Here is a 24,809-nt window from a genome sequence, read left to right as displayed (position 1 = left end):
CTACAGTGGGGTGCATGCCGAAGAATCGGGGGATAGGGGAGGCCACGGTCGCTCTCGTGGAGCTTTTCTTGCCACGTCCCTGCGCCGGGTGCGGGGGAGAAACAGCTGCGGGCGGGGTGTTGTGCACGTCCTGCCAGGAACACTTGCGGCAGGTTCCGCGCCGGGTGGAACGGCCGCAACCTTTGGGGTTTCCGGCATGGGCTCTTGGACCCTATTCCGATACTCGCCGTGGGGTCATCATTGCCATGAAGGAACGTGGGCACCGCGCAGTGCGTGCTCATCTCGGGGCGGTGTTCGCCGCCGGCATCGATTACTTGCGCGCCCGAGGTGATATCCCGGAGACCGGGTTGCTTGTGCCGGCGCCGACGCGTGTGTCTTCGGTGCGTCGCCGCGGTGGCGATCCTGTTGCTTCGCTGTGCCAGGCAGCGGCTGCCAGACTTCCGGGCTGGGCTGTGGTCAATGCCTTGAGTACGGCTGAAAGCAGCGCGGACCAATCGGAGCTCAGCGCCGCGGAGCGCGCTGATAACATGCGGACAGCCGTGCTGTTGCGTCCCGCCGCCCGCGAACTGGTGGGGAAGAGCGTGCTGCTTGTCGACGACGTCATCACCACCGGCGCAACGCTGCGCGCCAGCGCCGCGCGTGTGTGGGCTATCGGGGGTGACGTTGCGGGCGCGATTGTGCTGGCAGATGCGTAGGGTGGGCCGCTATCGAGCTTGAGTGGAGGGGGCCAGTCACCGCGTTGGTTATGACCAGTGGTAGCATGAGGGGTGTCACAGGGAAGCGGGCTTTCGGCCCCTCATTACAGGCTTGTGGAAGTCCGCAGAATGTGCAGTCATTCAGTCCCCACGAGTATAGGGAGGCATTTCATGTCCCAGCAGACCAACGCTCAGGTCACCATCACCGGCCGTAACGTGGAGGTTCCGGAGCACTTCCAGGAACGTGTCACTGAAAAACTAGCCAAGATCGAGCGCCTTGATCCGACCCTGACCTTCTTCCACGTGGAGCTGCAGCACGAGCCGAACCCGCGCCGCGAGTCCGAGGCAGAGCGTCTGCAGATCACCGCTACCGGTAAGGGGCACATCGCTCGCGCCGAGGCGAAGGAAGATTCTTTCTATGCGGCACTCGAGACTGCCCTGGGCAAGATGGAGCGCTCCCTGCGCAAGGTTAAGGTGCGCCGTGAGAACGTGAAGTCCGGCCACCGCGCCCAGAAGGGTACTGGCCAGATCGCTGCTGAGCTGGTCGCTGAAGCTGAGGCAGCTAAGCCTGCTAAGGAAGAGCGCTACATCGATCCCTACGCCGAGACCGTCGAGGATGTTCGCCCGGGCCAGGTCGTCCGCTTCAAGGAGCACCCGGCAACCCCGATGTCTGTCGATGATGCGCTCAGCGAGATGGAGCTGGTCGGCCACGACTTCTACCTTTTCATCAACGAGGAGAACAACAAGCCTTCCGTGGTTTACCGCCGTCACGCATTCGATTACGGTCTCATCTCCCTCACGGATGCTGATGCTTAAGGCCTAAGCCTTAAAGGCCTTGGGGCCTAGTGCACAGGCTCCCTGCCCCGCAGCGCACACGCGCAGCGAGACAGGGAGCCTTCTTATTTCTCTATTAAGCATTGTTAATCTTTGATCTTCTCTTTTTCGTGACGGATGAGGGGGCGTCCTGCAAACGCCGGGGTGGGGGGCAGAATTACGCTTTGGTCTGGGTGGCGAACTGTAAGGGAAAAGCTAGTGAGTACAATGGCGACGAGTTAACTTATTTGTCGCGACAAGAAGGACTATCTAGACGTGTTTGGACTTTCCAAGCTGCTCCGTGCCGGTGAGGGACGCACCGTCAAGCGCCTGGCCAAAATTGCAGATGATGTTATTGCCCTAGAAGATAAATTCGCGGCGCTGTCGGACGACGAGCTCAAGGCTAAGACTGATGAGTTTAAGAAGCGTCTGGCGGATGGCGAAAAGATGAATGACATCCTGCTCGAAGCCTTCGCCACCGTGCGTGAGGCCGCCTGGCGTGTGCTTGATCAGAAGCACTACAAGGTGCAGATTATGGGTGGTGCCGCCCTGCACTTCGGCAACGTCGCTGAGATGCGCACCGGTGAGGGCAAGACCCTGACCTCGCTGCTGCCGGCCTACCTCAATGCGCTGGAGGGTAAGGGCGTACACATCGTGACGGTCAACGATTACTTGGCCAAGCGTGACGCCGAGATGATGGGCCGTGTCCACCGCTGGCTGGGCCTCACTGTTGGCGTCATCCTCTCCGAAATGCGCCCTGCGGAGCGCAAGGAAGCTTATGCTTGCGACATCACTTACGGCACTAACAATGAGCTGGGCTTTGACTACCTGCGCGACAACATGGTCCGCTCGCTCAATGACACGGTCCAGCGTGGCCACAATTACTGCATCGTGGATGAGGTTGACTCCATCCTGATCGACGAGGCCCGTACCCCGCTCATTATTTCCGGACCGGTCGACGGCTCCTCCCAGTTCTACGGCGTTTTCTCCAAGTTGGCGCCGAAGATGCGCGAGGGCATCCACTACGAGGTGGACCACAAGAAGCGCACCATTGGTGTGCTGGAGGAGGGCGTCGAATTCGTCGAGGATCAGCTGGGTATTGAAAACCTCTACGCCCCGGAGCACTCCCAGTTGGTGTCCTACCTCAACAATGCTTTGAAGGCGAAGGAGCTCTTCACCCGCGATAAGGACTACATTGTCCGCAACGGCGAAGTGCTGATCGTGGATAGCTTCACCGGTCGCGTTCTGGCTGGTCGTCGCTACAACGAAGGCATGCACCAGGCCATTGAGGCAAAGGAAGAGGTGGAGATCAAGAACGAGAACCAGACTCTCGCCACCGTTACGCTCCAGAACTACTTCCGTCTCTACGACAAGATTTCCGGCATGACCGGTACTGCAGAGACCGAGGCTGCTGAGCTGCACTCTATCTACGGGCTAGACGTGGTGCCGATTCCGACTAATAAGCCGAACCAGCGTACCGACCACTCCGACCGCATCTACAAGACCCAGGAAGCCAAGTTCGCTGCGGTGGTGGATGACATCGAGGAGCACGTTGCCGAAGGCCAGCCGGTGCTGGTAGGTACCACCTCCGTGGAGCGCTCCGAGTACCTCTCGCAGCTGTTGAGCAAGCGCGGAATCAAGCACTCGGTGCTCAATGCGAAGCACCACGAGGAAGAGGGTCAGATCGTCGCCCGTGCCGGCCGCCCCGGCGCCGTAACCGTAGCCACCAACATGGCCGGCCGCGGTACCGATATCGTGCTCGGCGGTAACCCCGAGGTCATCCTGGATGAGAAGCTGCGCGAGCGCGGCCTCGATCCCTTCGAGGATGAAGAAAAGTACCAGGAGGCCTGGGACGCAGAGATCGATCAGGAGAGGGAACGCTCCAAGCGCCTGGGCGACGAGGTCCGCGAGGCCGGCGGCCTGTACGTATTGGGCACTGAGCGCCACGAGTCGCGTCGTATTGATAACCAGCTGCGCGGCCGTTCCGGCCGTCAGGGTGACCCGGGTGAGACCCGCTTCTACCTGTCCATGCGTGATGAGCTCATGGTGCGCTTCGTGGGCCAATCCATGGAAAATATGATGAACCGCCTCAACGTGCCGGATGATGTGCCGATTGAGGCCAAGATGGTGTCTAACTCCATCAAGGGTGCACAGGCGCAGGTGGAGAACCAGAACTTTGAGATGCGTAAGAACGTGCTCAAGTACGATGAGGTACTCAATGAGCAGCGCAAGGTTGTATACGCCACCCGCCACGACATCCTCGAGGCCAGCGACATCAAGGACAACATCCGCGAGATGATCAACGATACCGTGTCTGCTTACGTGGCGGGCGCGACAGCCACCGGATACGTGGAGGACTGGAACCTAGACGAGCTGTGGAATGCGCTGGAGTCCCTCTACGGGCCGACTATGACGCACGAGGAGCTTGTCGACGGTACCGAGTACGGCTCCGCCGGCGAGATCTCTGCGGAGCAGCTGCGCGATGCACTGTTGGTTGATGCGAACTCTGAGTATGACCAACTCGAAGAAGCCGTGAGCGCCATCGGCGGCGAAAGCCAGATGCGCAATACCGAGCGCATGATCATCCTGCCGATTATTGACCAGAAGTGGCGCGAGCACCTCTACGAGATGGATTACCTCAAGGAAGGTATCGGTCTGCGTGCCATGGCGCAGCGCGATCCTCTGGTGGAGTACCAGAAGGAAGGCGGCGACATGTTCAATGCCATGAATGACGCGGTCAAGGAAGAAACCGTGCGCCAGCTGTTTATGCTGCGCAAGCAGTTCAAGGCGCAGGAAGAGGCGAATGCCGCGGGTGAAGCGGAAGCATAGGACAACACTGAAGCGCCAGCGTTAGCCAACGCAAGACGCCGTGGGAATCTTTCCCCACGGCGTCTTTTTATTGGAAGTAGTTAGGTATATACTGGCAGAACGTTAATTGTTTTTCTTCGGAGGTTGAGTTAGTATGCGTCGCTTGTCTCTGCGAGTAGGTCTATCCGTGTTCGCATCTGCCACCCTGCTGGGTGGCGGCGCAGCTGCTTCGGCTTTGGAACTAACCCCGGAAGAGCAGTGTCAGCTGGCCTCCGTATTGGACTCTCAGAGCGATGACTCCTTGAAGGACGCTGCACTTAGCTCACAGGATGTTGTCTCCACTCAGTGTGGCGCGGTGCCTGAACCGGAAAGCTTTGATGAAGCTACTGCGAAGCTTCCCGTGGTTGGGGCCACCATGTTTGGCGGCATCAGCCTAGCTTTGGTGAGCGCTTCTGCGGCCTTCGCCGGAATCGATTGGACACCCATCCTGATCAAGCTGGGATCGCTGTTCTAAGACCAAGGCTAAGCCATAGGTTTGCTTTCTAATCCTCTCTAAAACCTCAAGAACCGCGTCCTCAGAACCTCTTTCTCTTGAGTCAGTGGGTTTGCAGGCCGCCCGAAAGTAAGCGGAATGACCGCAGGTATCGGCCGGTTGCAGCGCCGGTAAAAGCGCGCCGTGTTGAGCCTAAGAGCACCGAACCGAAGAACTCACCATTTGAGCGCGCGTGTAAGCTGCGCAGCGTCATTCCTCCGTGTGATTCCGCCGCTGCTTGGGCTTTCCTCCAGGCGCGCACATGCTTAGTGATTTCCGGGGCAAAGCGCGGGTTATTGAGATGACTCAAAGGCCGCAAGGCGGCGGCGACTTCGAGAACTATGACAACGAGACCACGGATCTCTTCCCGCGTGGCTAGGTCGCGCGCTGTGGGCTCGCGCTCGTAGCGGATGCGTTGCGGGGCAACATACAGTTGTAGGTGGCTCATGCCGGGGATGGGGGTGTACATGTCAATCGCGTCCTCTTCCGCAATGCGCGGTACGGAGGAAGGCGCTGAAGCAACGAATGGGAAAGGGCACAGAGAAGGAAGCTGGATGCACGTTCATTGTGCCATGGCAGCCCCGTCTGCGGCTAGAGCTTTGCAGCGCATCGGCCGGTGAGAGCAGGCGGGCGGTATGTTCGCTATACTTTCGGACGATAAACACAGTTCAATGCGAAGGGTAGATAAAATGCGTGGACTCATCGTCGATTTTGTAGGCGTGCTTGACGGCACCGAGGAGGACGTCAAGCGCTGGAGGGAATTATTCGCCGCCGCGAAATCCAACGGAGTTGCTACCGCTATCCTTTCCAACGATCCGGGCGGCCCAGGCGCGGAGCACATCCGTGAGTGGGAATACCGCGGCATCGTGGATGCCGTGGTGCTCTCCGGCGAGGTTGGCGCTGAGAAGCCGGACCGTGCTGCCTTCCAAGCCGCGGCAGATGCTATCGACCTGCCGATTAATGATTGCGTCATGGTGGATGATTCCATCGTTAACGTGCGCGCTGCTGTGGAGAACGGCATGGTGGGCATGCTCTACACGGTCTTCGATCGCACAAGCGTTGAGGTCCAGGCAGTCTTCGACATTGAAGGTGAGTTCTAAGTGTCGAAGGATGTGCGCGTCTTCCTGCCGGCTACCTTCGGCATGCTGGCTGAGCTTGAGGAGACCGGCCAGCTCGCCGCCCGCAGTGGTTGGGGTTTTGCGTTAACGCCCGCGTTGCGTGAGTTCTACACCGAAGGCGACGAGGAAGAAATTGAGTACTCTGCCTTCCTTGAAGCGTCCATGGCTTCATTGCGCCTGTTGGCTGTCGGGGATGAAGAAGAGTTTCCCCACCGACGCGTGGTCATCTCCGTCGACGTGGATGAGTCCGTGGTGACTCCGAAACCGGACATGGGCGAGCCTGTCGTGGCCCTCAATCCTGCCACGATCACGAAGGCTAACCTGCAGGCCATCCACGTGGATATCGAGGAATCCGAAGCCGCTACGGCCAAGGCTATTAACGCTATCGACAACGCTGATCTCGGGGATGAGGACGCTGAGCTCGTAGTCGGTGATGCTTTGGATAATTTCATGGCTTTTTATGACCCCACCGAACTACCCATCCTTGTGGAGCTTCTTTAGGGATCTTCTTGCCAACAATCACCGGTGCCTCACGCGTGGTGCTAGTCTAAGCCTCTAACGCCATCGCTTAAGAAGGAGCACCACCGTGAAGAGAGCCCGTCTTGCTAGCCTTGTCACCGCCGCTGCCCTGAGCACCGCTGCGCTTGTCGCCGCACCAGTTGCCGGCGCAGAGGAGCCTGCAGCGCCGATCGTGCAGGAGCACGCGGAGCGCAGCAACCCAGACCCCAAAAATCCGGATCCTGATATGGGTGTAACGACCCCATGGCTGCGAATCCTCGAGGGCTCCTCGCAGGGGCCAGTGGCCGTCGTTATCGCCATCCTCTTCGGCATCATCAGCATTGGCTTCGCCGCCTACAAGGAGTTTGGTGATTACCTGCCCAAGTTGGGCTGATTGCTGATATTCTGCGGGGGTAAAACTCAGCTCTATCGAAAGGTTTACTCAGTATGTCTTCCTCCCGTCTTCGCCGTGTGGTGGCTACCTCGACCTTGTCCGTCGCGCTTGTGGCTGGCGGTGTCGTTGCCCCGACTGCCGGTGCAGTGACCACCTCCATCAAGAACGATAAGTGCACCATCACCTTGAACGAAGAGGAAGCCAGCGACCTGAAGAATGCGGAGTCGAAGGATAATGACGTCGACAGCAGCTTGCTGAAGAATGGCCTGAAGATTTCGCCCAAGGACGCGGAGAAGCGTGCTCGCGACGTAGAGAACCAATCGGACGAGCTCTACCGTGCTCTGGCTGGCTATGAGGCAGAGGTCGAGCTCGGTGATGAGGACGCCGTCAAGCGCGCAAAGAACAACATTGCGGTGGTAGAGGCCTTCCGTGGGATTGCGCCGGACTACGTCAAGGCCCTCAACGCCTGTGCGAAGAAAGAAGAGTTCAATAAGGAAGAGGAGACCGGTGGCAACACCTCCTCCAATATCGATACCGGCGGCGCTATCATCCTCGGCGTTTCCGGCGGCTTGGCCGTGATCCTTATGGTTCTCCGCGCGGCTGGTCCCTTCCTTAAGACCGTTCTGCCGCCGCAGCTGGCGGCAATGCTTCCGCTCTAAAACTTAGGTGCCATTAGAGCGCGTAAAGCTCTTCCTGTACTACGCGTAAGGCCTTTCCAGCGCTACGCCTAAGGCCTTTAGGCTTTAGGCCCAATCGACGTTGGTGCGCAGGGAAGCCAAAAGGCCCCGCACTGCGTCGCGACGGCGCGCAGACGCCGTTCCTTCTTCGATGCTGAGGTCCAATCCGCATTCGGGGTCCGCGGGTGGCCCGGCGTGGGTGCATCCACGCGGACAATCCTCAATTGCTTCGGCAAGGTCATCGAAGACCTCAATGACGTTTTCCGCATCAATGTGGGCTAAGCCGAAGGAGCGGATGCCTGGGGTATCAATGATCCATCCGCCATGCGGGGTGCTCCCTTCAGCAGGCAACCGCAGCGCCACCGACTGCGTCGATGTATGGCGGCCCTTGCCCACAGCGGAGACTTCGCCGGTTTCGCGGTTGGCATCCGGTACCAGCCGGTTCACCAGCGTGGATTTTCCTACGCCCGAATGGCCGATGAGGGCCGTGACATGTCCATCAATTGCGGCACAGACCTGCTCCAGCCCATCGTCCACGCCAGCTTCCACCACGGTGACATCCAAGTCCGCGAACTCTTGGGCGAACGGAGTGGGGTCGGTGAGGTCGGTCTTCGTCAGACACAGGACGGGCTGGATATTGCCGGCGAAGGCCGCGATGAGAGCACGCTCCACGAATCCGGAGCGCGGCGGTGGATCCGCCACGGCGCTCACGATCAGGAGGCGGTCCGCATTGGCCACCACGATGCGCTCATAAGGATCCGTATCATCCGCGGTGCGCCGAAGGACGGAAGTGCGCTCCTCTAGCTTCACGATGCGCGCGAGGGTGTCCTTCTTACCAGAAGTATCGCCCACGACGCCGACCCGATCACCGACCTCTACGGGCGTGCGGCCCATCTCGCGGGCGCGCATGGCGGTAACAACCGGGCCATCATTATCAAGGGCAACTCCCCAGCGCCCGCGGTCCTTGGTGATGACCATGCCGAACTTGGCATCCTTGTGCTTCGGACGGTCCTTCGTGCGAGGGCGCGAGCCTTTACCCGGCCGGATGCGGACATCTGATTCGTCGTAGCTGCTCGCGCGCCTAGCCATGGATCATGGCCTCCCACATCTTGGCGAAGCCGGGCAGAGTCTTGGACGTGGTGTCGATGTCCTCGACCTCGACACCGTCGACTGCCAAGCCGATGATGGCGCCAGCGGTGGCCATGCGGTGGTCGGCGTAGGAGTGCCACTGGCCGCCGTGGAGTGGGGCAGGGGTGATGCGGAGGCCGTCGTCAAGCTCGGTGACGTTGCCGCCAAGGCCGTTGATCTCCGTAGCGAGGGCCGCCAGACGGTCCGTCTCATGGCCTCGCAGGTGCGCGATGCCGGTCAGCGTCGACGGCGTTGAAGCCAGAGCGCACAGCGTAGCCACGGTAGGGGTGAGCTCACCGATATCTCCCATATCGAGATCGATGCCGCGCAGGCCTGCTAGACCCTCCTGCGGGCCGGTGACCTGCAGGTAGGGATCCTGGCGAGGGGCCTGCGGGACGTACTCAACCTGTGCCCCCATCTGCTCCAGGATGCCGCGGAAAGCATCACCTGGTTGGGTCGTTTCCTCCGGCCAATTCAGAATGCTCACGCTTCCGCCTGAGACGGCGGCAGCGGCAAGGAACGGAGTGGCGTTGGAGAGATCTGGTTCGATGTACCACTCGCGTCCCTTAATCTTCCCGGGCCGGACGACCCAATTGTCGTCGCCCGCGAGCACGTGCACGCCGGCCTCACGCAGCATGCTAATGGTCATGAGAATATGCGGTTGGGAAGGGACGGTGCCGCCTTCGTGGCGCACGCTGATTCCGTTGCGGTAGCGCGCCCCGGCCAGAAGCAGCCCGGAGACGAACTGGGAAGAAGCGGAGGCATCAATGGTGACTTCGGCGCCCTCCGGAGTGCCATGAGGCGTGATGCTAAGCGGCAGGCTATCGCCTTCGATGTCGACCCCCAGCTCACGCAAGGCCGTGGTCATCGTGGACATGGGGCGCTTCCGGGCATAAGGGTCACCGTCGATGACAACAGGCCCATCCGCCAGCGCTGCCACCGGAGGCAAGAAGCGCATGATCGTGCCAGCCAGGCCACAATCCACGGTCGCCCCATGGAGCTGACCCGGCGTCACGCGCAGGTGCGGTCCCCACTCGGAGATACCTACGCCCATGGCCTTCAAAGCTTCTTTCATCAGGTCAGTATCGCGGGACACCAGCGGGTTGTAGATGATAGAAGGTGAGTCAGCCAACGCAGCGAGGATGAGGGCGCGGTTGGTCATCGACTTTGACCCGGGAACTTCCTGAGTCCAGGACAGCGGGCCGGTGGGTTGGGGAGCACTCCAGAATGCAGACATGTAGTCCATAATAAAGGGCATGTGCGGAAGATTTGTTCTGTTCACCGAGTCCCTACTGGAGGAAATCGGAGCGTGGGAGTCCATCACGGAGGTCCACGCGCCGGAAGGCCTGCCGCCGGCACGCTATAATATTGCTCCGACCCAGCCCATAGCCATCGTGCGGGTTGCGGAGGAGACCGCCCGCGTGGAGCCAGCCCGCTGGGGGCTTATCCCGCATTGGAAGAAAGACCTCGATGGCCCGCCGCTGTTTAATGCCCGCGCGGAAACTGTGGCGCAGAAACCTTCCTTCCGCGATGCCTTCAAGGCGCAGCGCTGTGTCATCCCGCTGGATGGCTACTACGAGTGGAAGGCTGGAGAGGACAAGAAAGCCAAGAAGCAGCCCTACTATGTGACCGGGCCCGATGGTCTGCTGTGGGCGGCTGGTTTGTGGGCCACGGGGATGGATAGGCTTTCGGCCACTATGGTGACCACGGATGCCACGGAGGAGATGGCGTGGCTGCACCACCGCCTGCCCAAGTTTCTGTCTACAGAAGAGATCGCGCCCTGGCTGGCGGGAGAGGCACTGCTGGAGCCGAGCTCCGTGCGCGGCTTTCAGGCACGCCCGGCAGACCCCGCGGTGGGCAACGTGCGCAACGACTACGCAGAGCTTATCGACGAACCACCGGCCAGCACCCTCTTCTAGTTCGCGAGAACTAGTCGGCGAGAACGTCGGCGAAGGAGAGCTCCAGCACGCGGGGGAGATCCTCCGGATTCATCTCGATGTCGAGGCCACGCTTGCCTCCGGAGAAAAGGATGGTGTCGAAGAGCAGCGCGGTCTCGTCAACGACAGTGGGCAGGACATGCTTGTGCCCCAACGGGGAGATACCGCCGGGGATATAGCCGGAGGACTTGGAAGCGTCGACAGGCGCGGCCATCGTGGCCTTGGATGCGCCGAAAGCGGCGGCGGCTTTCTTGAGGCTGAGCTGGTGAGTGACTGGAAGGACACAGACGGCGAGTTGGCGTTTAGGGCCTTTGCCAGCGCTCAGATCAATGACGAGGGTTTTGAAAATGCGCTCAGGGGCAACATCGAGGGCCGCAGCGGCTGCCTCACCGAAGTTTTCGCGACCGCCCTCAAAGGTGGAGACGTGGTGGTCAATACCTGCCTCTTCGAGGAGTTTGAGGGCGGGGGTAGCGGCACGCGGGGTCTTCTTGGACATATAAACCACCCTAGTCCGGAGCGCTAGGATGGTCGGTATGGCCACAGAAACGACGAGCGAGATGCTTCAGAAACAGCGGTTGTTTGAGGAGCAAGCCTTGCCCTTGCTGGACCAACTCTACGGCGGAGCGATGCGTCTGACGCGCAACCCGCAGGACGCAGAGGACTTGATCCAAGAGACCTACCTCAAGGCCTTTAGCAACTTCGATTCCTTCAAACAGGGCACGAACTTGAAGGCGTGGCTGTACCGCATCATGACGAATGCCTACATCAATTCTTACCGGAAGGCCAAGCGCCGCCCGGTGGAATCCTCAGCGGATGAGCTGAGCGATTTTCAGCTGTATACCACGTCCGGGCATGATTCCACGGGCCTGGAATCAGCGGAGGTCGAAGCACTCAAGCAGATGCCGGATTCGGAGATTTCCGAGGCCATGAATGACCTGCCGGAGGACTACCGCATGGTGGTGTACTACTCGGATGTGGTGGGTTTGGCCTATAAGGAAATCGCAGAAGTGATGGGCACCCCATTGGGGACGGTCATGAGCCGCCTCCACCGCGGAAGAAAATTGCTTCGCGCGGCGTTGAAAGACGTAGCACGAGAAAAAGGCATTGGTCGCAACCACCCAGAGATGGAGGAGAAGTAATGGAACGCGCAACAGGACGCAATTGCGGTGCGTGTAACTCTCCCGAGGTTGAAGCGCTCTTTAGGGAGCTGTTCGATGAATCGACGAGCTACGCGCGGGCTATGGCAATCCGCGAGCATCTTGCGCAGTGCGATGCCTGTCAACAGCGCGTCGAGAGTGAAGAAGTAATCCGAGCACTCGTGCGCAAATGTTGCGGGGGACAGGCAGCACCGCAGTCACTGCGCCAGCGCATTTGCGTGGAAATTACGCGGACTGAGATTACCTGGGGCTAGGGCCGTTGAGGCCACATTAACGCCTAGGCCAAGTTAGATAGGCCTCGGCGTATAAGCAAAGGGCTCGTTCCCGTCCTCTGAATGAAGAGGGAAACGAGCCCTAATTGATTGCTGACGTTATGCGTTAGGACGCTTGCCGTGGTTAGCGGACTTCTTACGGCGATCCTTGCGCTTACGGCCACGCTTGCTCATCGCGTACTCCTTCTGTTAAGGGTAAATGAACTTATTCAACTGTAGCGGCAGGGTATGCCGGGGGGTTAATCGGGGGTGCAGTTTTTGAGGACTCTTTAAGCAGAGACGCGGGCACGGCCGCGGCTGCGGTTGCGGCGCTTGATAGCGCGACGCTCCTCTTCAGAGAGGCCGCCCCACACACCGGCATCCTGTCCGGACTCGAGGGCCCACTTGAGGCAGGAAGAAGCAACCGGGCAGCGGTTGCAGACCAGCTTGGCCTTAGCGATCTGGGTGAGTGCAGGGCCGGAATTGCCGACAGGGAAGAAAAGCTCCGGGTCTTCGTCGCGGCAAACAGCTTCGTGGCGCCAATCCATGATTGAAATCTCCTAACAAATTTTTGACAGCAGTGAGTGAAAGCAGGCGCACCAAGGGCAGTCCACAGCCGTGAACTGTTCCGAGTGCTCCGGGGGTTTAAGTGAACTGGTCTGCGGTCAGTGGGGCCCTGTCTCGAGTTAGGGCCAGCGTCGCCGCCGCCATGGTTCACTTGCGGTTAACTTGGAGGTTTCTCCGAGTTAAGAACTGATTTAACAGCTCGTTGTTTTTGCTACCTGAGAATAATGACACGTTTACTCAAACTCCGCTAGGGGTAGAGGTCAAAAAGTGTCCAAAGTCACTAAATAAATTCCGTCAATTCATACATTTGTTATGGATTGGGTCCTGTAAGAACCCTGTCAGTAACGTCTCAACCTGCGGTGATGGGGGAAATGGGGTGAGTGTGGTGACCTGGATCGCGTCAAATCCGGATTGCTTCCTCTGCCCCCGAAACGTGGAAGGCAGGTAGCTCAAGCTGAGCCTGGTGACGTTGTATTCGGAAAGGGGATATCTGTGGGCGCGTGAAGCACTGGCGTGGAGTAGGCCTAAGCGTGGAATAGAGACGTAGACTAGATACCCGTGAATAAGAAGCAGAAACAGTCCTCGACCACGCCTGCCCGCACAACCGGAGGCCGCGCCCCGGGGGCGGTGATAGCGGCTGCCGGCATTGCCGTGCTCCAGTCCATCGCGGTTATTATCTTCGGAATTTTCCTCGTTGTTCGTGAGCTAACGGGTGCTGAAAATGACTCTATGGTTTCCGATTCTGGGGCGGCGGGCTTCGTCGGCCTAGGTACGGCTATCTTCGTCTTTATCGTGTTCGGCTTTGTCATCCTTGCCTCGTGGGCCTTCGTTAAGGGCAAGCGCTGGGGCCGCGGAGCTATCGTGCTCGTGGAATTTATTTTGGGTGCCATCGCCTTCCAGATGTTCAGCGGAGGCTCCGCAGCGCTCGGCGCCGTGACGCTGGCCAGCGCAGCGGTGGTACTTTACCTGCTCATGATGCGACCCGAGGCGGCGCAATGGGCTGAAAGCCACTTCTAGGTGAGCTGCTTCTTAAACAACTAAGAAGCTAAGAGGCAGTGAGCGCCACGGCGGTGTTTCCACGCTGCTCGGTGATGGCCGTGCCCGCAAGAGTCAGCGAAATTGGACCGGTATAGCCGTCACGGTCAATAGGAATGCTGCGCTCGGTCTTTCCAGTAGCCCAGTCCACCACGTCGATTCCTTCCTCCGTGGGCACTAATAGCCGCTCGCCGACGGCGATGCCGGTGCCGACTGCCTGCTCCAGAACGTGGTCCACTTTGAGCTCGGTTGGGCTAAAGAGATAAAGACGCTCACCGTCGAACCACGTCATGTGGTGGGGCAGATCAGCGACCGCGGGGGCGAAGGGGGAAGCGGAATTCGTGATGGCCTTTGAAGGCTCCACGTCCGTGGAGGAGAGCGCTTTGCCCTCAAAGTCATAGGAGACGATACGTGGCACATCGCCCGGCAGGAAGACCGCAGCGGCCTCCTGACCATAGGCAATGAGACGCGCGCCTGGGTTATTAATCTCGATATCCTTGGAGATTTCCGGCGAACGCGCATCCTCTGGAGTGGCGTTTTGGATGCGCAGCCACGTGGAGTCTAGAGAATCCGGACAGGATTCGGTCACCGCCATCGTTTCGGTGCGGGTCAGCGCTGAGGTGATGGCGCAATCCTCGTGGGGTTGGAGGTTCGGTTCTTGTTTGGCTTCGACATCGCCATATTCAACGGTGCGCACTAGGTCAGAGCGCCATAGTTCTACGCGCTCGGCGGAAACGGTGCCCACGCGGTCATTCGACACAATGGGGACCACCTGCTCGGAATTGCGGGCGCTGCGGGTATCGGAGTACTGGCCGGATACCGCATCGATGGCTACCACATCGCCGCAGCCATTTCCCACATCATAGGTGGCCACGATCTTGTTCCACGCCGTGCCGAGCGAACAGAGGTCGGCATCGCGGCGCTGGTAGGTCCAGACCGTATCGCCAGAGGCATCCGAAGCGCGGAGGGTATCACCGTCATGGGTTATCAGCAGCCCCTTGGTGGATATCGCGCGAGACTGGCCCGGCACCACAGTGTTAGGGAGGCTGAAGGATTCAGTGAGGGAGTTGGGGACGGACTCGAGAGTCTGAGTCTCGGCATCAGACGCGGTATCGACAGCGGGAGTAAGCTCCGACTTGTGGATCGGTGCCGTAATCACCGCGCCGCCAATAGCAATGGCACAGACCGCGCTGATCGCGCCCACAGCAAGCCAGTCTGCTTTGGTGGAACGCAAGACGGGAGCCTTCTTCGCAGAGCTTGGCTTCTTCGCGGATTCCGGGCCCTGCTCGGTGCTCATCGGCGTCCTCCTTGGCGGGGCTTGCGCGTGCGGGAACGGGTGCGGCGCGAGGCGCGGGCAGATGCCGTGGAGGAACGTGGTGAGCCTCCACGCGACGACTCCCCACGTGAGTTCGAGCGCCGCGGTGCACCCAGCACTTTTGTGGGTGGGCCGACGGTGTCAGCAACCGCCTCTGGGATATCGAGGGCTTCCGCAAGCTCCGGGGAGGTGCTGAACCACTGCGGTGGCTCTGGCTGGCCCAAATCAAGATCATCGTTGATGACTTGCCATTTGCCCAGCTCGTCGTAGCCGACGAGAGTGATGGCCGTGCCCGTGTGCCCCGCGCGGCCAGTTCGTCCGATGCGGTGGACAAAAGTCATCGGATCATCGGGTACCTGGTAGTTGATGACGTGGGTGACATCCTCAATGTCGATGCCGCGAGCGGCGACGTCCGTGGCCACGAGAATCTCCACGGTGCCTTCCCGGAAGGCATTGAGCGAGCGTTCGCGTGCTTTTTGGTCCAAATCGCCGTGGACCGCGCCCACGCGAAAGCCGCGCTGTGCTAGCTCGTCCGCGACGGCAGCGGCTGAGCGTTTCGTCCGCGTGAAGATGATGGTGCGCCCGCGGCCTTCTGCCTGCAGGACCTTTCCCAAGACCGCGATCTTGTCCATACGGTGTGCCTGGAAGGTGACCTTGCGCGTGGAGGAATGGGTGTGCTGGGCGTCACCAGACTCGGCGCGGATGTGGACCGGCTTTTCCAGGAAGGTACGTGCCAAGGTCACGATGGGCCCAGGCATGGTGGCGGAAAAGAGCATGGTCTGGTGCGGGTTGCCGTGCAGGAGCGAGAGGATCTTCTCGATATCCGGCAAGAAGCCCAAGTCCAGCATCTCGTCGGCCTCATCCAGAACTAGAACGCTGACGTGGTCGAAGGAGAGATGCTTCTTCTGGCAGAGATCGAGCAGGCGGCCCGGGGTGCCGACGACAACGTCCGCACCCGATTCAATCTGTGTGATCTGCTCTTCGTAGGGGCGCCCACCACACAGGGTGACCACGCTGAGCGGAAGGTTCGCGGCGGCGAGCTCCAGATCCCCGCTGACCTGGATGGCTAGCTCGCGCGTTGGTGCAATGACCAGTGCGCGGGGAGTCCCATCGAGCTCCGGAATGTCGGCGTCATCGAAAACGCGATCCAGCAGCGGGACACCGAAGCCATAGGTCTTGCCCATGCCGGTGCGCGCTTGACCGATGAGGTCCTGGCCATTCAAGGCAATGGGCAGCGTGAGCTCCTGGATGGCAAAGGTGTGCGTAATCCCGTTGTCAGCGAGGGCATCGCAGATCTCTACAGCGACGCCGAGTTCGGCAAAGGTAGGGGATTCGCGGGAATCGCGGGAAGATTTCGGGGCAAGCACACCTTGATAGTAGAGGACGTGGCTATAGTGGGGCCATTAGAGCGCCGGGGCGCAGTTCTCACGGCACCGATTAAAGAACACGATTTAAGGGAGATGCACCACATGGATATCAAGTTTGGTTTTGCCGATACCGCCCGCGAGCTGGTTATTCACGCGGATGGTGAGCGCGAAGAACTGACCCAGACCATCAACAACGCCTTGGCAGACAACTCCACCCTCGAATTGAAGGACACTAAGGGCCGCTCTTACATCGTGCGCACTGAGCGAGTCGTTTACGTAGAGATCGGCACTGCACGCGCGCACACCGTCGGATTTGCGGGCTAAGTACGCGCGCGCTGGCTCAGCGGGTAGCCTAAATGGCCATGGAGAATCCCGCGGATTTTAAGCAGCACCCACACCCCGCCTCAGCGGTGGAGCGCTTCGCTCGTGAGTACGGCTGGTGGCGTGTGGTGGCGATCCCCGTCATGGTCGTCATCACTGTGTGGGTGCTGGTTGATGTTTTCCGCTCGCCTGCCCAGGATGCGGAGGTGACGGCGGCAGGGGAGACGTCGGCAAGCAGCACCGCCGCATCCGCCTCCTCGCGTAAGGGGCCTGACCCTGCCAACGCCAGCGCGGTCGCCGCCGCCAAGGATGGTTTGCCTGCAGGCGGTGACTTCACCGAGCAAGGTGAGGAAACCTACCGCGATGCAGGGCCGTCCACCATGCACGCGGGCAAGGGCGGGAAGCAAACCATCCGCTTTTCCGTTGAGATTGAAAACGGCATCGACACCTCCGCATATGGTGGGGACGGTGCTGTCGTTGCGCTTGTCGACGCCACCCTGGCCGACCCTCGCGGGTGGACGGCCAACGGAGACTTTGAATTCATCCACGTCAAAGCCGATGACAACCCCGATACGCACATCCGTCTGACATCATTGGGAACCACGGCGAAGTTGTGCGGCGCGCAGTTGGAATCAGAAACCTCCTGCCACACGACCATTACGGGGGAGTCCGCGGTCAACCTCAACGAGTCTCGGTGGGTGCGTGGCGCGACGCCCTTTGAAGGAGACTTGGGCAATTACCGCCAGTACCTGATCAACCATGAGTTTGGCCACGCTATCGGTTTTGCAGCGCATCAGGCTTGCGGCGGGGACGGTAAACTCGCGCCGGTCATGATGCAGCAAACGCTGAGCTTGAACAACGCCCAGCTTTTTGAGAAGGAACCCAACGAGGTTTATCCGGACGAGGATGTCACGTGCGAGCCGAACCCGTGGCCCTACCCGAACCCGGCTAATTCTGATCACGCTAAGCCCGAGTAGGTCGCCCACAATTTAAGGATTGTTTCCCCATGCCATTGCCATCTGAGCCCGTTCTTGCCGCTTTCAACGCCGAGTTTCACCCGCGCCGAACACAGGGTGAGCTCGTGGGTCCTGCGTGGGATAGCGGGATCCGCGTGGGCGATATTGTCTTCGCCGAGGCGCGGCCGTGGACTGGCTGGTCCGCCAAGGTTCGCGAGAAACTCAGCCTGCCGGGAGCGCGTATTGCCCGGCCAGTGCTGACTGCGGATGGTCGCTACACTGCTGCCGGATGGAAGGCCACACAATTTGTGGAGGGGCAGTTGCGGGGGCGCATCGATGAAACGGTGCAGATGGCGCTACGCCTCGATGAAGCGCTCGAGTTGGCGCCGTTGCCGACGGTTGATCGGCGCGATGATGTGTTTGCACGGGCAGAACGGGCAGCGTGGGAGGAGAGCGGCGAGGCCTATTCCGATGCTGAGCTTGCGCAGCTCCCACTTGTCACCGCCCACATGGACGTGCTGGGCACCACGGTTTTTTCTGGGGCGAACCCGCCGGCGCTGACTGATATCGTTCCTTCCGCGGCACCGCGCCCGGTTGGCTGGTCCGCCGCGCTGGTCATGGTGGATGGCCTCATCGCAGGGGTGGTGGATGATGATATTTGTGCCCGCTTTGCGGCGGTTCCCGGTATGCGGCAGCTGCTCTTGCGCGCGGTGGCGTACCGCCGTTACGTCAATACCCTGCACCCGCGCTCTAAAGCGACCGTGCGTTCGAATATAGAGAGGGTGGAAGAGGCCCTCGTGTCCGCGGCATCTGACACACTATAGGGCGTGAAGTACAGCAGCGAATCCCCCACACGTACCGGCGTCACGCTTCCTCCCTCACCGGAAGTCCGCCTCATTCCCCGTAGCCGCCGCGCCACGTCGCGCGAATGGGATGTTCCTTTGCCGCAGCAAGGTACCTGGCGGGTGCTTGGTGCGGCGGGGTCAGGGGTGTCAAGCCTGCTGATCGACGTTGTCTTGGCACAGCTGAATGCTGGAGCCGATGCCTCCGGCATCCTTGTTGTTGCCCCATCCAAGGAATCCGGTTCGCTGCTGCGCCGGGAATTGGCAGAGAACCTTGATGACTATGCCGCACAGACTTCGATGGTGCGCTCGGTGCACTCATTGGCTTTTGCGCTGCTGCGCCAAAGCAGCGAGGAGGAGCTGCGTCTCATCACCGGTGCGGAACAGGATGCAGTGATCCGTGAACTGCTACAGGGCCATGCGGCCGATCGCCGGGGCGCGTGGCCAGAGGAGATGCGCCCGGCCCTGGAGTACGTGGGCTTTGCGCGCCAACTGCGTGACTTGTTGCTGCGCGCCATCGAACGTGGCCTGGGCCCGACAGACCTGGAAGAGCTGGGGGAGCGCTACGGCCGCCCCATGTGGGTGGCTGCCGGAGATTTCCTGCGCGAATATGAGCGCACTCAGGCGCTGGCGGGTTCGCATTCCTATTCCGCTGCGGAATTGGTCAGCCAGGTGCTTTTGCGCCCGGAGCTGTTGCGCGAGCACCCGTGGCACACCATCGTGGTCGATGACGCGCAGTTGCTGGACCCGACCTCCGGCCAGCTGATCGCGGAGCTGGCGAAGACCGCACGCCTCACCGTGATTGGTGGTGACCCCGACCAAGCGGTCTTTGCCTTCCGCGGTGCTAATTCAGATTTCCTCACCACCTGGAAGGCAGAGAATGAACTTCGCCTGAGTTCTACGTACCGCAGGCCTTCCCCGGCGTGCGTGAGCGTCGTGGATTCCCGGGGTACCTTGCGTGATGTCTTGGCCAATACGGTTCGCCGCCGGCACTTAGAGGACGGCGTGGACTGGCGAGATATCGCAGTGATCGTGCGCTCTACTGGAGACATTGGACCTGCCCGGCGCACGCTGCTGTCTGCCGGCGTGCCGGTGCACATCAACCCCACGGACGTGGTGCTCGCTGAGCAGCGCTTGGTCAAAGCGGTGCTTTTGGCCCTGCGTGCTCTGGAGAATGAGCTTGAGCCCGCCGAACTCGAGGACCTGGTTACCGGTCCCGTGGGCGGCGCTGATCCGGTGACGCTGCGGAGACTCATCCGCGGCCTACGCCGCTGGAAACCGGAGCAGCGCGGAATGAATACGCTTCGAGAGTTGCTGGACGGTGAGCTGCCGGACTTCAATAACCTCCTCACCGAGCGCGAGGAAGCGATTTTGGCGCGTATTCGCGGGGTGCTGTCTGCCGGTCGTGCAGCCTTGCGGGAAGGCGCTGCTGTTGAGGAAGTCCTCTGGGAGGTGTGGCAAGCCACGGGTTTGGACACGCGCCTGCAGGCAGCAGCCCTGCGCGGTGGCGCCGCGGGTTCGCAGGCGGACCGCGACTTGGACGCGATGATGGCCTTGTTCGACGCCGCCGGCGATTACGCCGAGCGCCGTCCGGCGGCATCGTTGGAGTCCTTCATTCTGCATATCACGGAGCAAGAACTGCCCACCGGCGTGCGGGATCGCCGCTCGGCCTTGCCCAATGCGGTAGAAATTCTCACCGCGCATGGCGCAGTGGGGCGCGAGTGGGACACCGTCATCGTGGCGGGCGTTCAGGAAGGAACGTGGCCCTCGGTGGGGGAGACCGGCTCTCTTTTTGGGCAAGAAGACCTCATCGATCTGTTGGATCGTGGCATCACTCTCGGCACCCCAGTCAGCCACGTGTCGGGGCGCTTGGCGGAGGAGCGCCGCCTCTTCCACGTGGCCACCACCCGTCACAGGCAACGGCTGCTCATCGTGGCGGTGGACTCACCGGAGAGTGATGTCGTGGAAGAACCCTCGCGTTTCATCGACGAGTTCCTTTCTACTCGCGGCGTTGATGTTCCCGGCGCACAAGCGCGCCGGGAGGCAGGCAAGCGCCTGGCACGCCAGGCCTGGCCACGTGAGCTGGGTCTCGAGGTTCCGGAGCCGAATCCGGTGACGCTGCCCAGTGCTGCTAGTGGGGAGGGAGAGCTCGATCCCCTTGATGTCTCCGTGCTCTCGGTGCCCGCCTTCGTGGCGCAACTGCGCCGTTGTGCAACCGATCCGGAGACCGGCGAGGTGGAGCGCTCCCAGGCGGTCCGGCAGTTGGCCCGTTTGGCGGAGGCCGGGGTCCCCGGGGCGCATCCGGATCAGTGGTGGGCCGCGCGCGGAGTGGCTTCGCAATTGCCGCTGCGTGGTTCGAGCACAGTGTCGCCATCCCGGGTTGATGCTCTGCTCACGTGTCCGCTCAACGCGGTGCTGGGGCAGCTCGTGGAGGATGATTCTGCGAATATCAACCTGCTACGGGGTAATTTAGCGCATGCTTTCTTGGAAGCGCTAGGCCGCGGTGCTGCCGCCGAGCCCGCGAAGCGGCTGGTGCTCGATGCCTTCGATGCGCTTCTGGAAGGGCCAGCGTGGCACCGCGAGGCTGAGCGTGCGGACTTTGAGCGCCTTATCGACCGCACTCATAGTTGGGTGCTCTCGAGCTCGACATCACTCGAACCCGTGGGCGTTGAGGTCCCCGTCACCGTGGACATTGCCCCCGATGTCACCATTCGTGGGTTCATTGACCGGTTGGCGAAGGCCGGCGAAGACTACGTCGTGGTGGATCTCAAGACGGGGACAAAAGTCCCGTCGGCGACCAGTGCCCAAGACAATACCCAGCTCATGACCTACCAGCTGGCGCTGGCGCACGGTGAGCTTGTCACAGCGCCCGTAGAACCTGGCGGCGAGTCGCAGGCTGTGTCTATCCGGACCGGTGACGGCCTGCCGCGTGGCGGGGGTGTTCTGGTGTATCCGCGATCCAGTACTGCCGCCGTGTCCACCCGGGAGCAAGCCACCAAGCCTCCTGAGGAGCTCGAAGAGTTTGCGCAGTCGCTGCCCGCACTCGTGGCTGAGCTGCGTGGTCCGGGGCTGACCGCGCGCGAAAACGCTGATTGTGATCGCTGCCCAATCCGCTCTATCTGCCCTGTGATGAATGAAGGAGGTCTGGTGACCGATGCCTAAGAATCCCGCTCAAAACTTCAGCCCTGAGGAGCTGGCTGCTGCGCTGGGCAAACCCTTTCCGCCCACCCCGGAACAGGCCGCCGTTATTGATGGCCCGCTTGGCCCGAAACTCGTCGTGGCCGGCGCAGGCGCTGGTAAGACGGAGACGATGGCCTCGCGCGTGGTCTCACTCGTGGCAAACGGTTTGGTGCGGCCCGAGCAGGTCCTTGGCCTGACCTTTACACGCAAGGCAGCCCAACAACTAGAGCAGCGCATACGCCGCCAGCTGCTGACCCTGCGTTCCTCTGGAATCCTTGCCCCAGGCAGCTCGGCGGCAGAGGCGGTGGAAAATATCGCGCCAAACGTGTCCACCTATGACTCTTATGCCGGTGATCTTGTCCGCGAGTATGGCCTGCTCATGCCGGTCGAGCCGAATGCCCGCATCATCACCGAGGCGGAGCGCTATGCCATCGCCCACGAGGTGGTGAGCAATTACTCGGGCTCGCTCAGCACAGATAATGCGGTGGCCACGGTCACCGCTACCTTGCTCAAGCTCGCGGAAACGATGGACGGAGAGCTTAAGAATCCGCAGGATCTCTATGAGCATGAGGACATCTTCCGCAAGACCGCTGAGGACCTAGAAAAGAGTAAGAGGACCAAGGGTGAGTTCAGCAAGGACTTGCAGAAATACCTGGATACCCAGCGCTTGCGCCTGGAGTACCTGCCCTTGGTGGAAGCGCTCAAGAAAGAGCAGGCAGAACGTGGGGTGATCACTTTCGGTGAGCAGATGTCCATCGCCGCCACCCTGGCCAAGAACTTCCCGCTCTTAGGCGAGCAACAAAGCGCGCGCTACCGCGTCATCATGTTGGATGAGTACCAGGACACCTCCCACGCGCAGCGCATCTTGCTGCGCTCTCTCTTTGGCGGCGAGCGCGAGGGGCTCTCGGTCACTGCGGTGGGTGATCCCATGCAGTCCATCTATGGCTGGCGCGGCGCTACGGCAGAAAACTTGGAGGCCTTCGTCACGGACTTTCCGCAGCCGGACGGCACCCCGGCGCCGAAGGATCAGCTCACCACCTCCTGGCGCAACCCTTCGACGGTACTCAGCTTGGCTAATGACGTGGCGTCGAAGCTCTTCTCCTCAAGCCCTGGCGAGCGCCCAGTAGATGAGCTGTCGCCCAAGCCCACCGCACCGGCCGGCAAGGTAGAGCTGGGTTACTTCGCTTCGGAGGATGAGGAGCGCGCGTTCATCGCTGAGCACCTCCGCCGGCTCTATGAGTCCACGCCGGAAGGCGAGGATTTCAGTGCCGCCGTTCTCGTGCGCACCAATAAGCAATCGCCGTTGATCGCCGCTGCTTTGGATGAGGTCGGCGTGCCCAACGAGATCTTTGGCCTCGGTGGACTTCTCTGGCAGCCGGAGATCCAAGATCTCGTGGCGGTGGCCACGCTTTTGGTGCGGCCACAGGACACCGCTGCGGCGCTGCGCGTGCTTACTGGGCCGATGTGTGGCCTGGGTATCGCCGATATTCAAGCGCTGCATTCGCGTCAGCGCAACCTTGCAGGTGCCACCGAGGGACGCACGCGGTGGGAAGGCGGTGATCCCCTGGCACACCTGGCTGCCCAGGTCGAGGAGATCACGGCGGAGGGGCCAGACCAGGTGCTGGGGCTTGCCGACGCCCTCGCAGACCTCGGTGAACGCGATCGCTACAGCACCGAAGGCTTGGAGCGCATGGAGGCGGTCTCCTCTAAGCTGCGCTATCTCCGTACCTATTCTTTGGGCAAGACTCTCAACGACATCGTGGCCGATATTGAGCTGCTCTTTGGTCTGCGCACCGAAGTTCTTGCCTCCGGCAAGCCGGGGGGAGCAACGCACCTTGACGCCTTCGCCGATTTTGTCGCGGGCTTCCACGGTGATGGCTTGGCCGGTCTCTTGGACTATCTTGAGTTAGCCAAGGAAAAGGAAGACGGGCTCGAGCTGGGAGAGGTCCCGCTTGTGCGCAACCGCGTGCAGATCATGACGGTGCATAAGTCCAAGGGCTTGGAATGGGAGCACGTCTGCGTGGCACATGCGGATTCCTCGAGCTACAAGGCGCAGGCGGAGACCTTCCTGACCAAGATTGAAAAGGCCCCAGGTGATGAGGATGCCATCGATGTTCCTGAGGATGCGGTGACGCGCTCTGACTTTGATAAGGCCTGCACGGCTTTCAAGGAACAGAACCGCGAGTTCCAAGCAGAGGAAGCTGCCCGTTTGTTCTATGTGGCGATGACCCGCACCGAGTCCACGCTGACGGTGACTGGTTCCGGCACGAATAAACTCAAAGGCAAGAGCAAGAAGGGCCCCTATTCCTACCTGCAGCTATTGGCAGATAAGCATCCGGAGCTGATTGTTCATTGGGATATCCCCGAAATCCCTGTGGAAGAGGAGAAAGGTGGCATAGTTGAATCCTCTTTCCCCTCATTGACCCCGCAAGCGGAAGCGCTGCAGGCAGCAGAGGCGGTCCGCGCAGCTATGGAGAACCTCCCCCCGCTTCGTGATGGTGAAGTCTTCGGGCTCTGGGAACAGGAGGCGAGCGCGCTCATCGAAGAGCATAAAGCCCTCCAGGCCCCAGTGGTCGATGTTGAACTGCCCGGCGAGCTGACGGCCTCCGACATGGTGGCCATGTCGGCAGATCCCACCCAATTCGCGCGCCGCCAGCGTCGCCCCATCCCCTTCAAACCCAACTCCTATGCCAAGCGCGGCACTGCTTTCCACGCCTGGTTGGAGGATCGTTTTGGCGCGCTTGCCTTGTTGGGGGAGGATGAGCTGCCCGGCTCTCATGATGAACCGGACCACGATTTGGAATCCCTCAAGGAATCCTTCCTAGCCTCGGAGTGGGCACAACGCACGCCGGCCTTCGTGGAGGCCCCTTTCGAGATCACCATTGGGGATTCCGTCGTCCGCGGCCGCATGGATGCGGTATTCCAACAGCCGGATGGTTCGTGGCTCATCGTGGACTGGAAGACTGGCCGCCGCCCCCAGGGCGCTGCGTTGGCCTCGGCGCAGATTCAGCTCGCCGTCTACGCGGAGGCATGGCGGCGCATCCACGGCGTGGAGACTGTCCGCGCGGCGTTCTTCTACGTGCATGAGAACTATCTTCTGGAGCCGGAGGACTTGCCCACCGGACCACGGTTGGCTGAGTTCTTAAGCTCTGCATTTTCAACCCCACCAGGGTTGAGTCTAAGGTAGTCTCACGAGGAATTCCGCACTGTCAAGGGAG

The 24,809-nt window shown here is 60.8% G+C and carries 25 protein-coding genes; 17 read left to right on the top strand and 8 right to left on the bottom strand.

The annotated features are described in order from the left end of the window. Nucleotides 1–14 precede the first annotated feature (14 nt). The 4 genes from HMPREF2537_RS05625 to HMPREF2537_RS05610 all read left to right on the top strand — a co-directional run bounded on the left by HMPREF2537_RS05625 (nucleotide 15) and on the right by HMPREF2537_RS05610 (nucleotide 4,830). Nucleotides 15–695, top strand: a complete 681-nt coding sequence (locus HMPREF2537_RS05625; RefSeq protein WP_070526237.1) for a ComF family protein — start codon at nucleotides 15–17, stop codon at nucleotides 693–695. Between the two features lie 171 nt (nucleotides 696–866). Continuing rightward, nucleotides 867–1,511, top strand: a complete 645-nt coding sequence (gene hpf / locus HMPREF2537_RS05620; protein WP_010189188.1) for a ribosome hibernation-promoting factor, HPF/YfiA family — start codon at nucleotides 867–869, stop codon at nucleotides 1,509–1,511. Between the two features lie 273 nt (nucleotides 1,512–1,784). Next, a complete protein-coding gene (gene secA, locus HMPREF2537_RS05615) occupies nucleotides 1,785–4,337 on the top strand; it encodes a preprotein translocase subunit SecA (RefSeq protein WP_070526235.1) in 2,553 nt (850 codons plus the stop codon). A gap of 133 nt (nucleotides 4,338–4,470) precedes the next feature. Beyond that, on the top strand, nucleotides 4,471–4,830 hold the full coding sequence (locus HMPREF2537_RS05610; protein WP_070526233.1) for a hypothetical protein: 360 nt from the start codon (nucleotides 4,471–4,473) through the stop codon (nucleotides 4,828–4,830). A gap of 82 nt (nucleotides 4,831–4,912) precedes the next feature. Here HMPREF2537_RS05610 and HMPREF2537_RS05605 read toward each other — a convergent pair whose 3' ends face one another. Beyond that, on the bottom strand, nucleotides 4,913–5,317 hold the full coding sequence (locus HMPREF2537_RS05605) for a hypothetical protein (RefSeq protein WP_070526227.1): 405 nt from the start codon (nucleotides 5,315–5,317) through the stop codon (nucleotides 4,913–4,915). A gap of 220 nt (nucleotides 5,318–5,537) precedes the next feature. Here HMPREF2537_RS05605 and HMPREF2537_RS05600 point away from each other — a divergent pair, with 220 nt between their 5' ends. From HMPREF2537_RS05600 to HMPREF2537_RS05585, 4 genes are all read left to right on the top strand, one after another. Then, nucleotides 5,538–5,948, top strand: coding sequence for an HAD-IA family hydrolase (locus tag HMPREF2537_RS05600; protein WP_010189184.1), 411 nt, complete (start codon nucleotides 5,538–5,540; stop codon nucleotides 5,946–5,948). A gap of 12 nt (nucleotides 5,949–5,960) precedes the next feature. Beyond that, nucleotides 5,961–6,467 carry a DUF6912 family protein gene (locus tag HMPREF2537_RS05595; RefSeq protein WP_210383625.1) on the top strand — a complete coding sequence of 169 codons (507 nt, stop codon included), beginning with the start codon at nucleotides 5,961–5,963 and terminating at the stop codon, nucleotides 6,465–6,467. 85 nt (nucleotides 6,468–6,552) lie between these two features. Beyond that, nucleotides 6,553–6,858 (top strand): hypothetical protein, encoded by a 306-nt coding sequence (locus HMPREF2537_RS05590; RefSeq protein WP_070526223.1) that lies wholly within the window; start codon nucleotides 6,553–6,555, stop codon nucleotides 6,856–6,858. 53 nt (nucleotides 6,859–6,911) lie between these two features. Next, the gene (locus tag HMPREF2537_RS05585) at nucleotides 6,912–7,517 is read left to right on the top strand and encodes a hypothetical protein (RefSeq protein ID WP_070526220.1); all 606 of its coding nucleotides are present in this window, start codon (nucleotides 6,912–6,914) and stop codon (nucleotides 7,515–7,517) included. Nucleotides 7,518–7,601: 84 nt separating this feature from the next. Here the strand turns inward: HMPREF2537_RS05585 and rsgA are convergent, their stop codons facing one another. Both rsgA and aroA read right to left on the bottom strand, forming a co-directional pair. Continuing rightward, the gene (gene rsgA / locus HMPREF2537_RS05580) at nucleotides 7,602–8,624 is read right to left on the bottom strand and encodes a ribosome small subunit-dependent GTPase A (RefSeq protein WP_070526218.1); all 1,023 of its coding nucleotides are present in this window, start codon (nucleotides 8,622–8,624) and stop codon (nucleotides 7,602–7,604) included. Continuing rightward, nucleotides 8,617–9,921: a 3-phosphoshikimate 1-carboxyvinyltransferase gene (gene aroA / locus HMPREF2537_RS05575; protein ID WP_070526216.1), complete on the bottom strand. Its 1,305-nt coding sequence runs from the start codon at nucleotides 9,919–9,921 to the stop codon at nucleotides 8,617–8,619. The genes rsgA and aroA overlap by 8 nt, the downstream gene beginning before the upstream one ends. On the opposite strand from aroA, the gene HMPREF2537_RS05570 reads away from it, so the two are divergent. Further along, nucleotides 9,920–10,582, top strand: a complete 663-nt coding sequence (locus HMPREF2537_RS05570) for an SOS response-associated peptidase (RefSeq protein ID WP_070526213.1) — start codon at nucleotides 9,920–9,922, stop codon at nucleotides 10,580–10,582. The genes aroA and HMPREF2537_RS05570 overlap by 2 nt on opposite strands. Before the next feature lie 10 nt (nucleotides 10,583–10,592). On the opposite strand, the gene ybaK is transcribed toward HMPREF2537_RS05570, so the two are convergent. Next, nucleotides 10,593–11,096 carry a Cys-tRNA(Pro) deacylase gene (gene ybaK, locus HMPREF2537_RS05565; RefSeq protein ID WP_070526211.1) on the bottom strand — a complete coding sequence of 168 codons (504 nt, stop codon included), beginning with the start codon at nucleotides 11,094–11,096 and terminating at the stop codon, nucleotides 10,593–10,595. 37 nt (nucleotides 11,097–11,133) lie between these two features. Between ybaK and HMPREF2537_RS05560 the strand changes: the two genes are divergently transcribed. Both HMPREF2537_RS05560 and rsrA read left to right on the top strand, forming a co-directional pair. Further along, nucleotides 11,134–11,739, top strand: coding sequence for a sigma-70 family RNA polymerase sigma factor (locus tag HMPREF2537_RS05560; protein WP_010189171.1), 606 nt, complete (start codon nucleotides 11,134–11,136; stop codon nucleotides 11,737–11,739). Next, nucleotides 11,739–12,011: a mycothiol system anti-sigma-R factor gene (gene rsrA / locus HMPREF2537_RS05555; RefSeq protein WP_070526208.1), complete on the top strand. Its 273-nt coding sequence runs from the start codon at nucleotides 11,739–11,741 to the stop codon at nucleotides 12,009–12,011. Before HMPREF2537_RS05560 ends, rsrA begins: the two co-directional genes overlap by 1 nt. Before the next feature lie 117 nt (nucleotides 12,012–12,128). Here the strand turns inward: rsrA and HMPREF2537_RS13160 are convergent, their stop codons facing one another. Beyond that, nucleotides 12,129–12,203 (bottom strand): 50S ribosomal protein bL37, encoded by a 75-nt coding sequence (locus tag HMPREF2537_RS13160; protein WP_012714902.1) that lies wholly within the window; start codon nucleotides 12,201–12,203, stop codon nucleotides 12,129–12,131. Nucleotides 12,204–12,298: 95 nt separating this feature from the next. After that, a complete protein-coding gene (locus HMPREF2537_RS05550; protein WP_010189168.1) occupies nucleotides 12,299–12,556 on the bottom strand; it encodes a WhiB family transcriptional regulator in 258 nt (85 codons plus the stop codon). Between the two features lie 577 nt (nucleotides 12,557–13,133). On the opposite strand from HMPREF2537_RS05550, the gene HMPREF2537_RS05545 reads away from it, so the two are divergent. Beyond that, the gene (locus HMPREF2537_RS05545; RefSeq protein WP_070526206.1) at nucleotides 13,134–13,592 is read left to right on the top strand and encodes a hypothetical protein; all 459 of its coding nucleotides are present in this window, start codon (nucleotides 13,134–13,136) and stop codon (nucleotides 13,590–13,592) included. Nucleotides 13,593–13,620: 28 nt separating this feature from the next. Here the strand turns inward: HMPREF2537_RS05545 and HMPREF2537_RS05540 are convergent, their stop codons facing one another. After that, a complete protein-coding gene (locus HMPREF2537_RS05540) occupies nucleotides 13,621–14,907 on the bottom strand; it encodes an Rv3212 family protein (protein WP_070526204.1) in 1,287 nt (428 codons plus the stop codon). Beyond that, nucleotides 14,904–16,292: a DEAD/DEAH box helicase gene (locus tag HMPREF2537_RS05535; protein WP_070526202.1), complete on the bottom strand. Its 1,389-nt coding sequence runs from the start codon at nucleotides 16,290–16,292 to the stop codon at nucleotides 14,904–14,906. The genes HMPREF2537_RS05540 and HMPREF2537_RS05535 overlap by 4 nt, the downstream gene beginning before the upstream one ends. A 102-nt stretch (nucleotides 16,293–16,394) precedes the next feature. Between HMPREF2537_RS05535 and HMPREF2537_RS05530 the strand changes: the two genes are divergently transcribed. Genes HMPREF2537_RS05530 through HMPREF2537_RS05510 form a run of 5 tightly spaced genes read left to right on the top strand, consistent with a single transcriptional unit; the run spans nucleotide 16,395 to nucleotide 24,778 of the window. After that, nucleotides 16,395–16,616, top strand: a complete 222-nt coding sequence (locus tag HMPREF2537_RS05530) for a DUF3107 domain-containing protein (RefSeq protein ID WP_070526468.1) — start codon at nucleotides 16,395–16,397, stop codon at nucleotides 16,614–16,616. 32 nt (nucleotides 16,617–16,648) lie between these two features. After that, complete coding sequence (locus HMPREF2537_RS05525; RefSeq protein ID WP_070526200.1) at nucleotides 16,649–17,590, top strand: DUF3152 domain-containing protein; 942 nt, start codon at nucleotides 16,649–16,651, stop codon at nucleotides 17,588–17,590. A 29-nt stretch (nucleotides 17,591–17,619) separates the two neighbouring features. Further along, nucleotides 17,620–18,393: a hypothetical protein gene (locus HMPREF2537_RS05520; RefSeq protein ID WP_070526198.1), complete on the top strand. Its 774-nt coding sequence runs from the start codon at nucleotides 17,620–17,622 to the stop codon at nucleotides 18,391–18,393. A gap of 3 nt (nucleotides 18,394–18,396) precedes the next feature. Further along, nucleotides 18,397–21,573, top strand: a complete 3,177-nt coding sequence (locus HMPREF2537_RS05515) for an ATP-dependent helicase (protein WP_371591557.1) — start codon at nucleotides 18,397–18,399, stop codon at nucleotides 21,571–21,573. Continuing rightward, nucleotides 21,566–24,778: an ATP-dependent helicase gene (locus HMPREF2537_RS05510; RefSeq protein ID WP_070526194.1), complete on the top strand. Its 3,213-nt coding sequence runs from the start codon at nucleotides 21,566–21,568 to the stop codon at nucleotides 24,776–24,778. The genes HMPREF2537_RS05515 and HMPREF2537_RS05510 overlap by 8 nt, the downstream gene beginning before the upstream one ends. Nucleotides 24,779–24,809: the final 31 nt, after the last annotated feature.

The organism is Corynebacterium sp. HMSC074E01 (assembly GCF_001808885.1).
GTDB lineage: Bacteria > Actinomycetota > Actinomycetes > Mycobacteriales > Mycobacteriaceae > Corynebacterium.
This window is presented reverse-complemented; position numbering and strand designations above follow the sequence as displayed.

Bases quoted from the DNA above. Each gene is read 5' to 3' on its own strand.
- HMPREF2537_RS05625 (WP_070526237.1), top strand. From the start codon at position 15: ATGCCGAAGAATCGGGGGATAGGGGAGGCCACGGTCGCTCTCGTGGAG.
- hpf (WP_010189188.1), top strand. From the start codon at position 867: ATGTCCCAGCAGACCAACGCTCAGGTCACCATCACCGGCCGTAACGTG.
- HMPREF2537_RS05610 (WP_070526233.1), top strand. From the start codon at position 4,471: ATGCGTCGCTTGTCTCTGCGAGTAGGTCTATCCGTGTTCGCATCTGCC.
- HMPREF2537_RS05605 (WP_070526227.1), bottom strand. From the start codon at position 5,317: ATGTACACCCCCATCCCCGGCATGAGCCACCTACAACTGTATGTTGCC.
- HMPREF2537_RS05600 (WP_010189184.1), top strand. From the start codon at position 5,538: ATGCGTGGACTCATCGTCGATTTTGTAGGCGTGCTTGACGGCACCGAG.
- HMPREF2537_RS05585 (WP_070526220.1), top strand. From the start codon at position 6,912: ATGTCTTCCTCCCGTCTTCGCCGTGTGGTGGCTACCTCGACCTTGTCC.
- rsgA (WP_070526218.1), bottom strand. From the start codon at position 8,624: ATGGCTAGGCGCGCGAGCAGCTACGACGAATCAGATGTCCGCATCCGG.
- HMPREF2537_RS05570 (WP_070526213.1), top strand. From the start codon at position 9,920: ATGTGCGGAAGATTTGTTCTGTTCACCGAGTCCCTACTGGAGGAAATC.
- aroA (WP_070526216.1), bottom strand. From the start codon at position 9,921: ATGCCCTTTATTATGGACTACATGTCTGCATTCTGGAGTGCTCCCCAA.
- ybaK (WP_070526211.1), bottom strand. From the start codon at position 11,096: ATGTCCAAGAAGACCCCGCGTGCCGCTACCCCCGCCCTCAAACTCCTC.
- HMPREF2537_RS05560 (WP_010189171.1), top strand. From the start codon at position 11,134: ATGGCCACAGAAACGACGAGCGAGATGCTTCAGAAACAGCGGTTGTTT.
- rsrA (WP_070526208.1), top strand. From the start codon at position 11,739: ATGGAACGCGCAACAGGACGCAATTGCGGTGCGTGTAACTCTCCCGAG.
- HMPREF2537_RS05550 (WP_010189168.1), bottom strand. From the start codon at position 12,556: ATGGATTGGCGCCACGAAGCTGTTTGCCGCGACGAAGACCCGGAGCTT.
- HMPREF2537_RS05540 (WP_070526204.1), bottom strand. From the start codon at position 14,907: ATGAGCACCGAGCAGGGCCCGGAATCCGCGAAGAAGCCAAGCTCTGCG.
- HMPREF2537_RS05530 (WP_070526468.1), top strand. From the start codon at position 16,395: ATGGATATCAAGTTTGGTTTTGCCGATACCGCCCGCGAGCTGGTTATT.
- HMPREF2537_RS05525 (WP_070526200.1), top strand. From the start codon at position 16,649: ATGGCCATGGAGAATCCCGCGGATTTTAAGCAGCACCCACACCCCGCC.
- HMPREF2537_RS05520 (WP_070526198.1), top strand. From the start codon at position 17,620: ATGCCATTGCCATCTGAGCCCGTTCTTGCCGCTTTCAACGCCGAGTTT.
- HMPREF2537_RS05510 (WP_070526194.1), top strand. From the start codon at position 21,566: ATGCCTAAGAATCCCGCTCAAAACTTCAGCCCTGAGGAGCTGGCTGCT.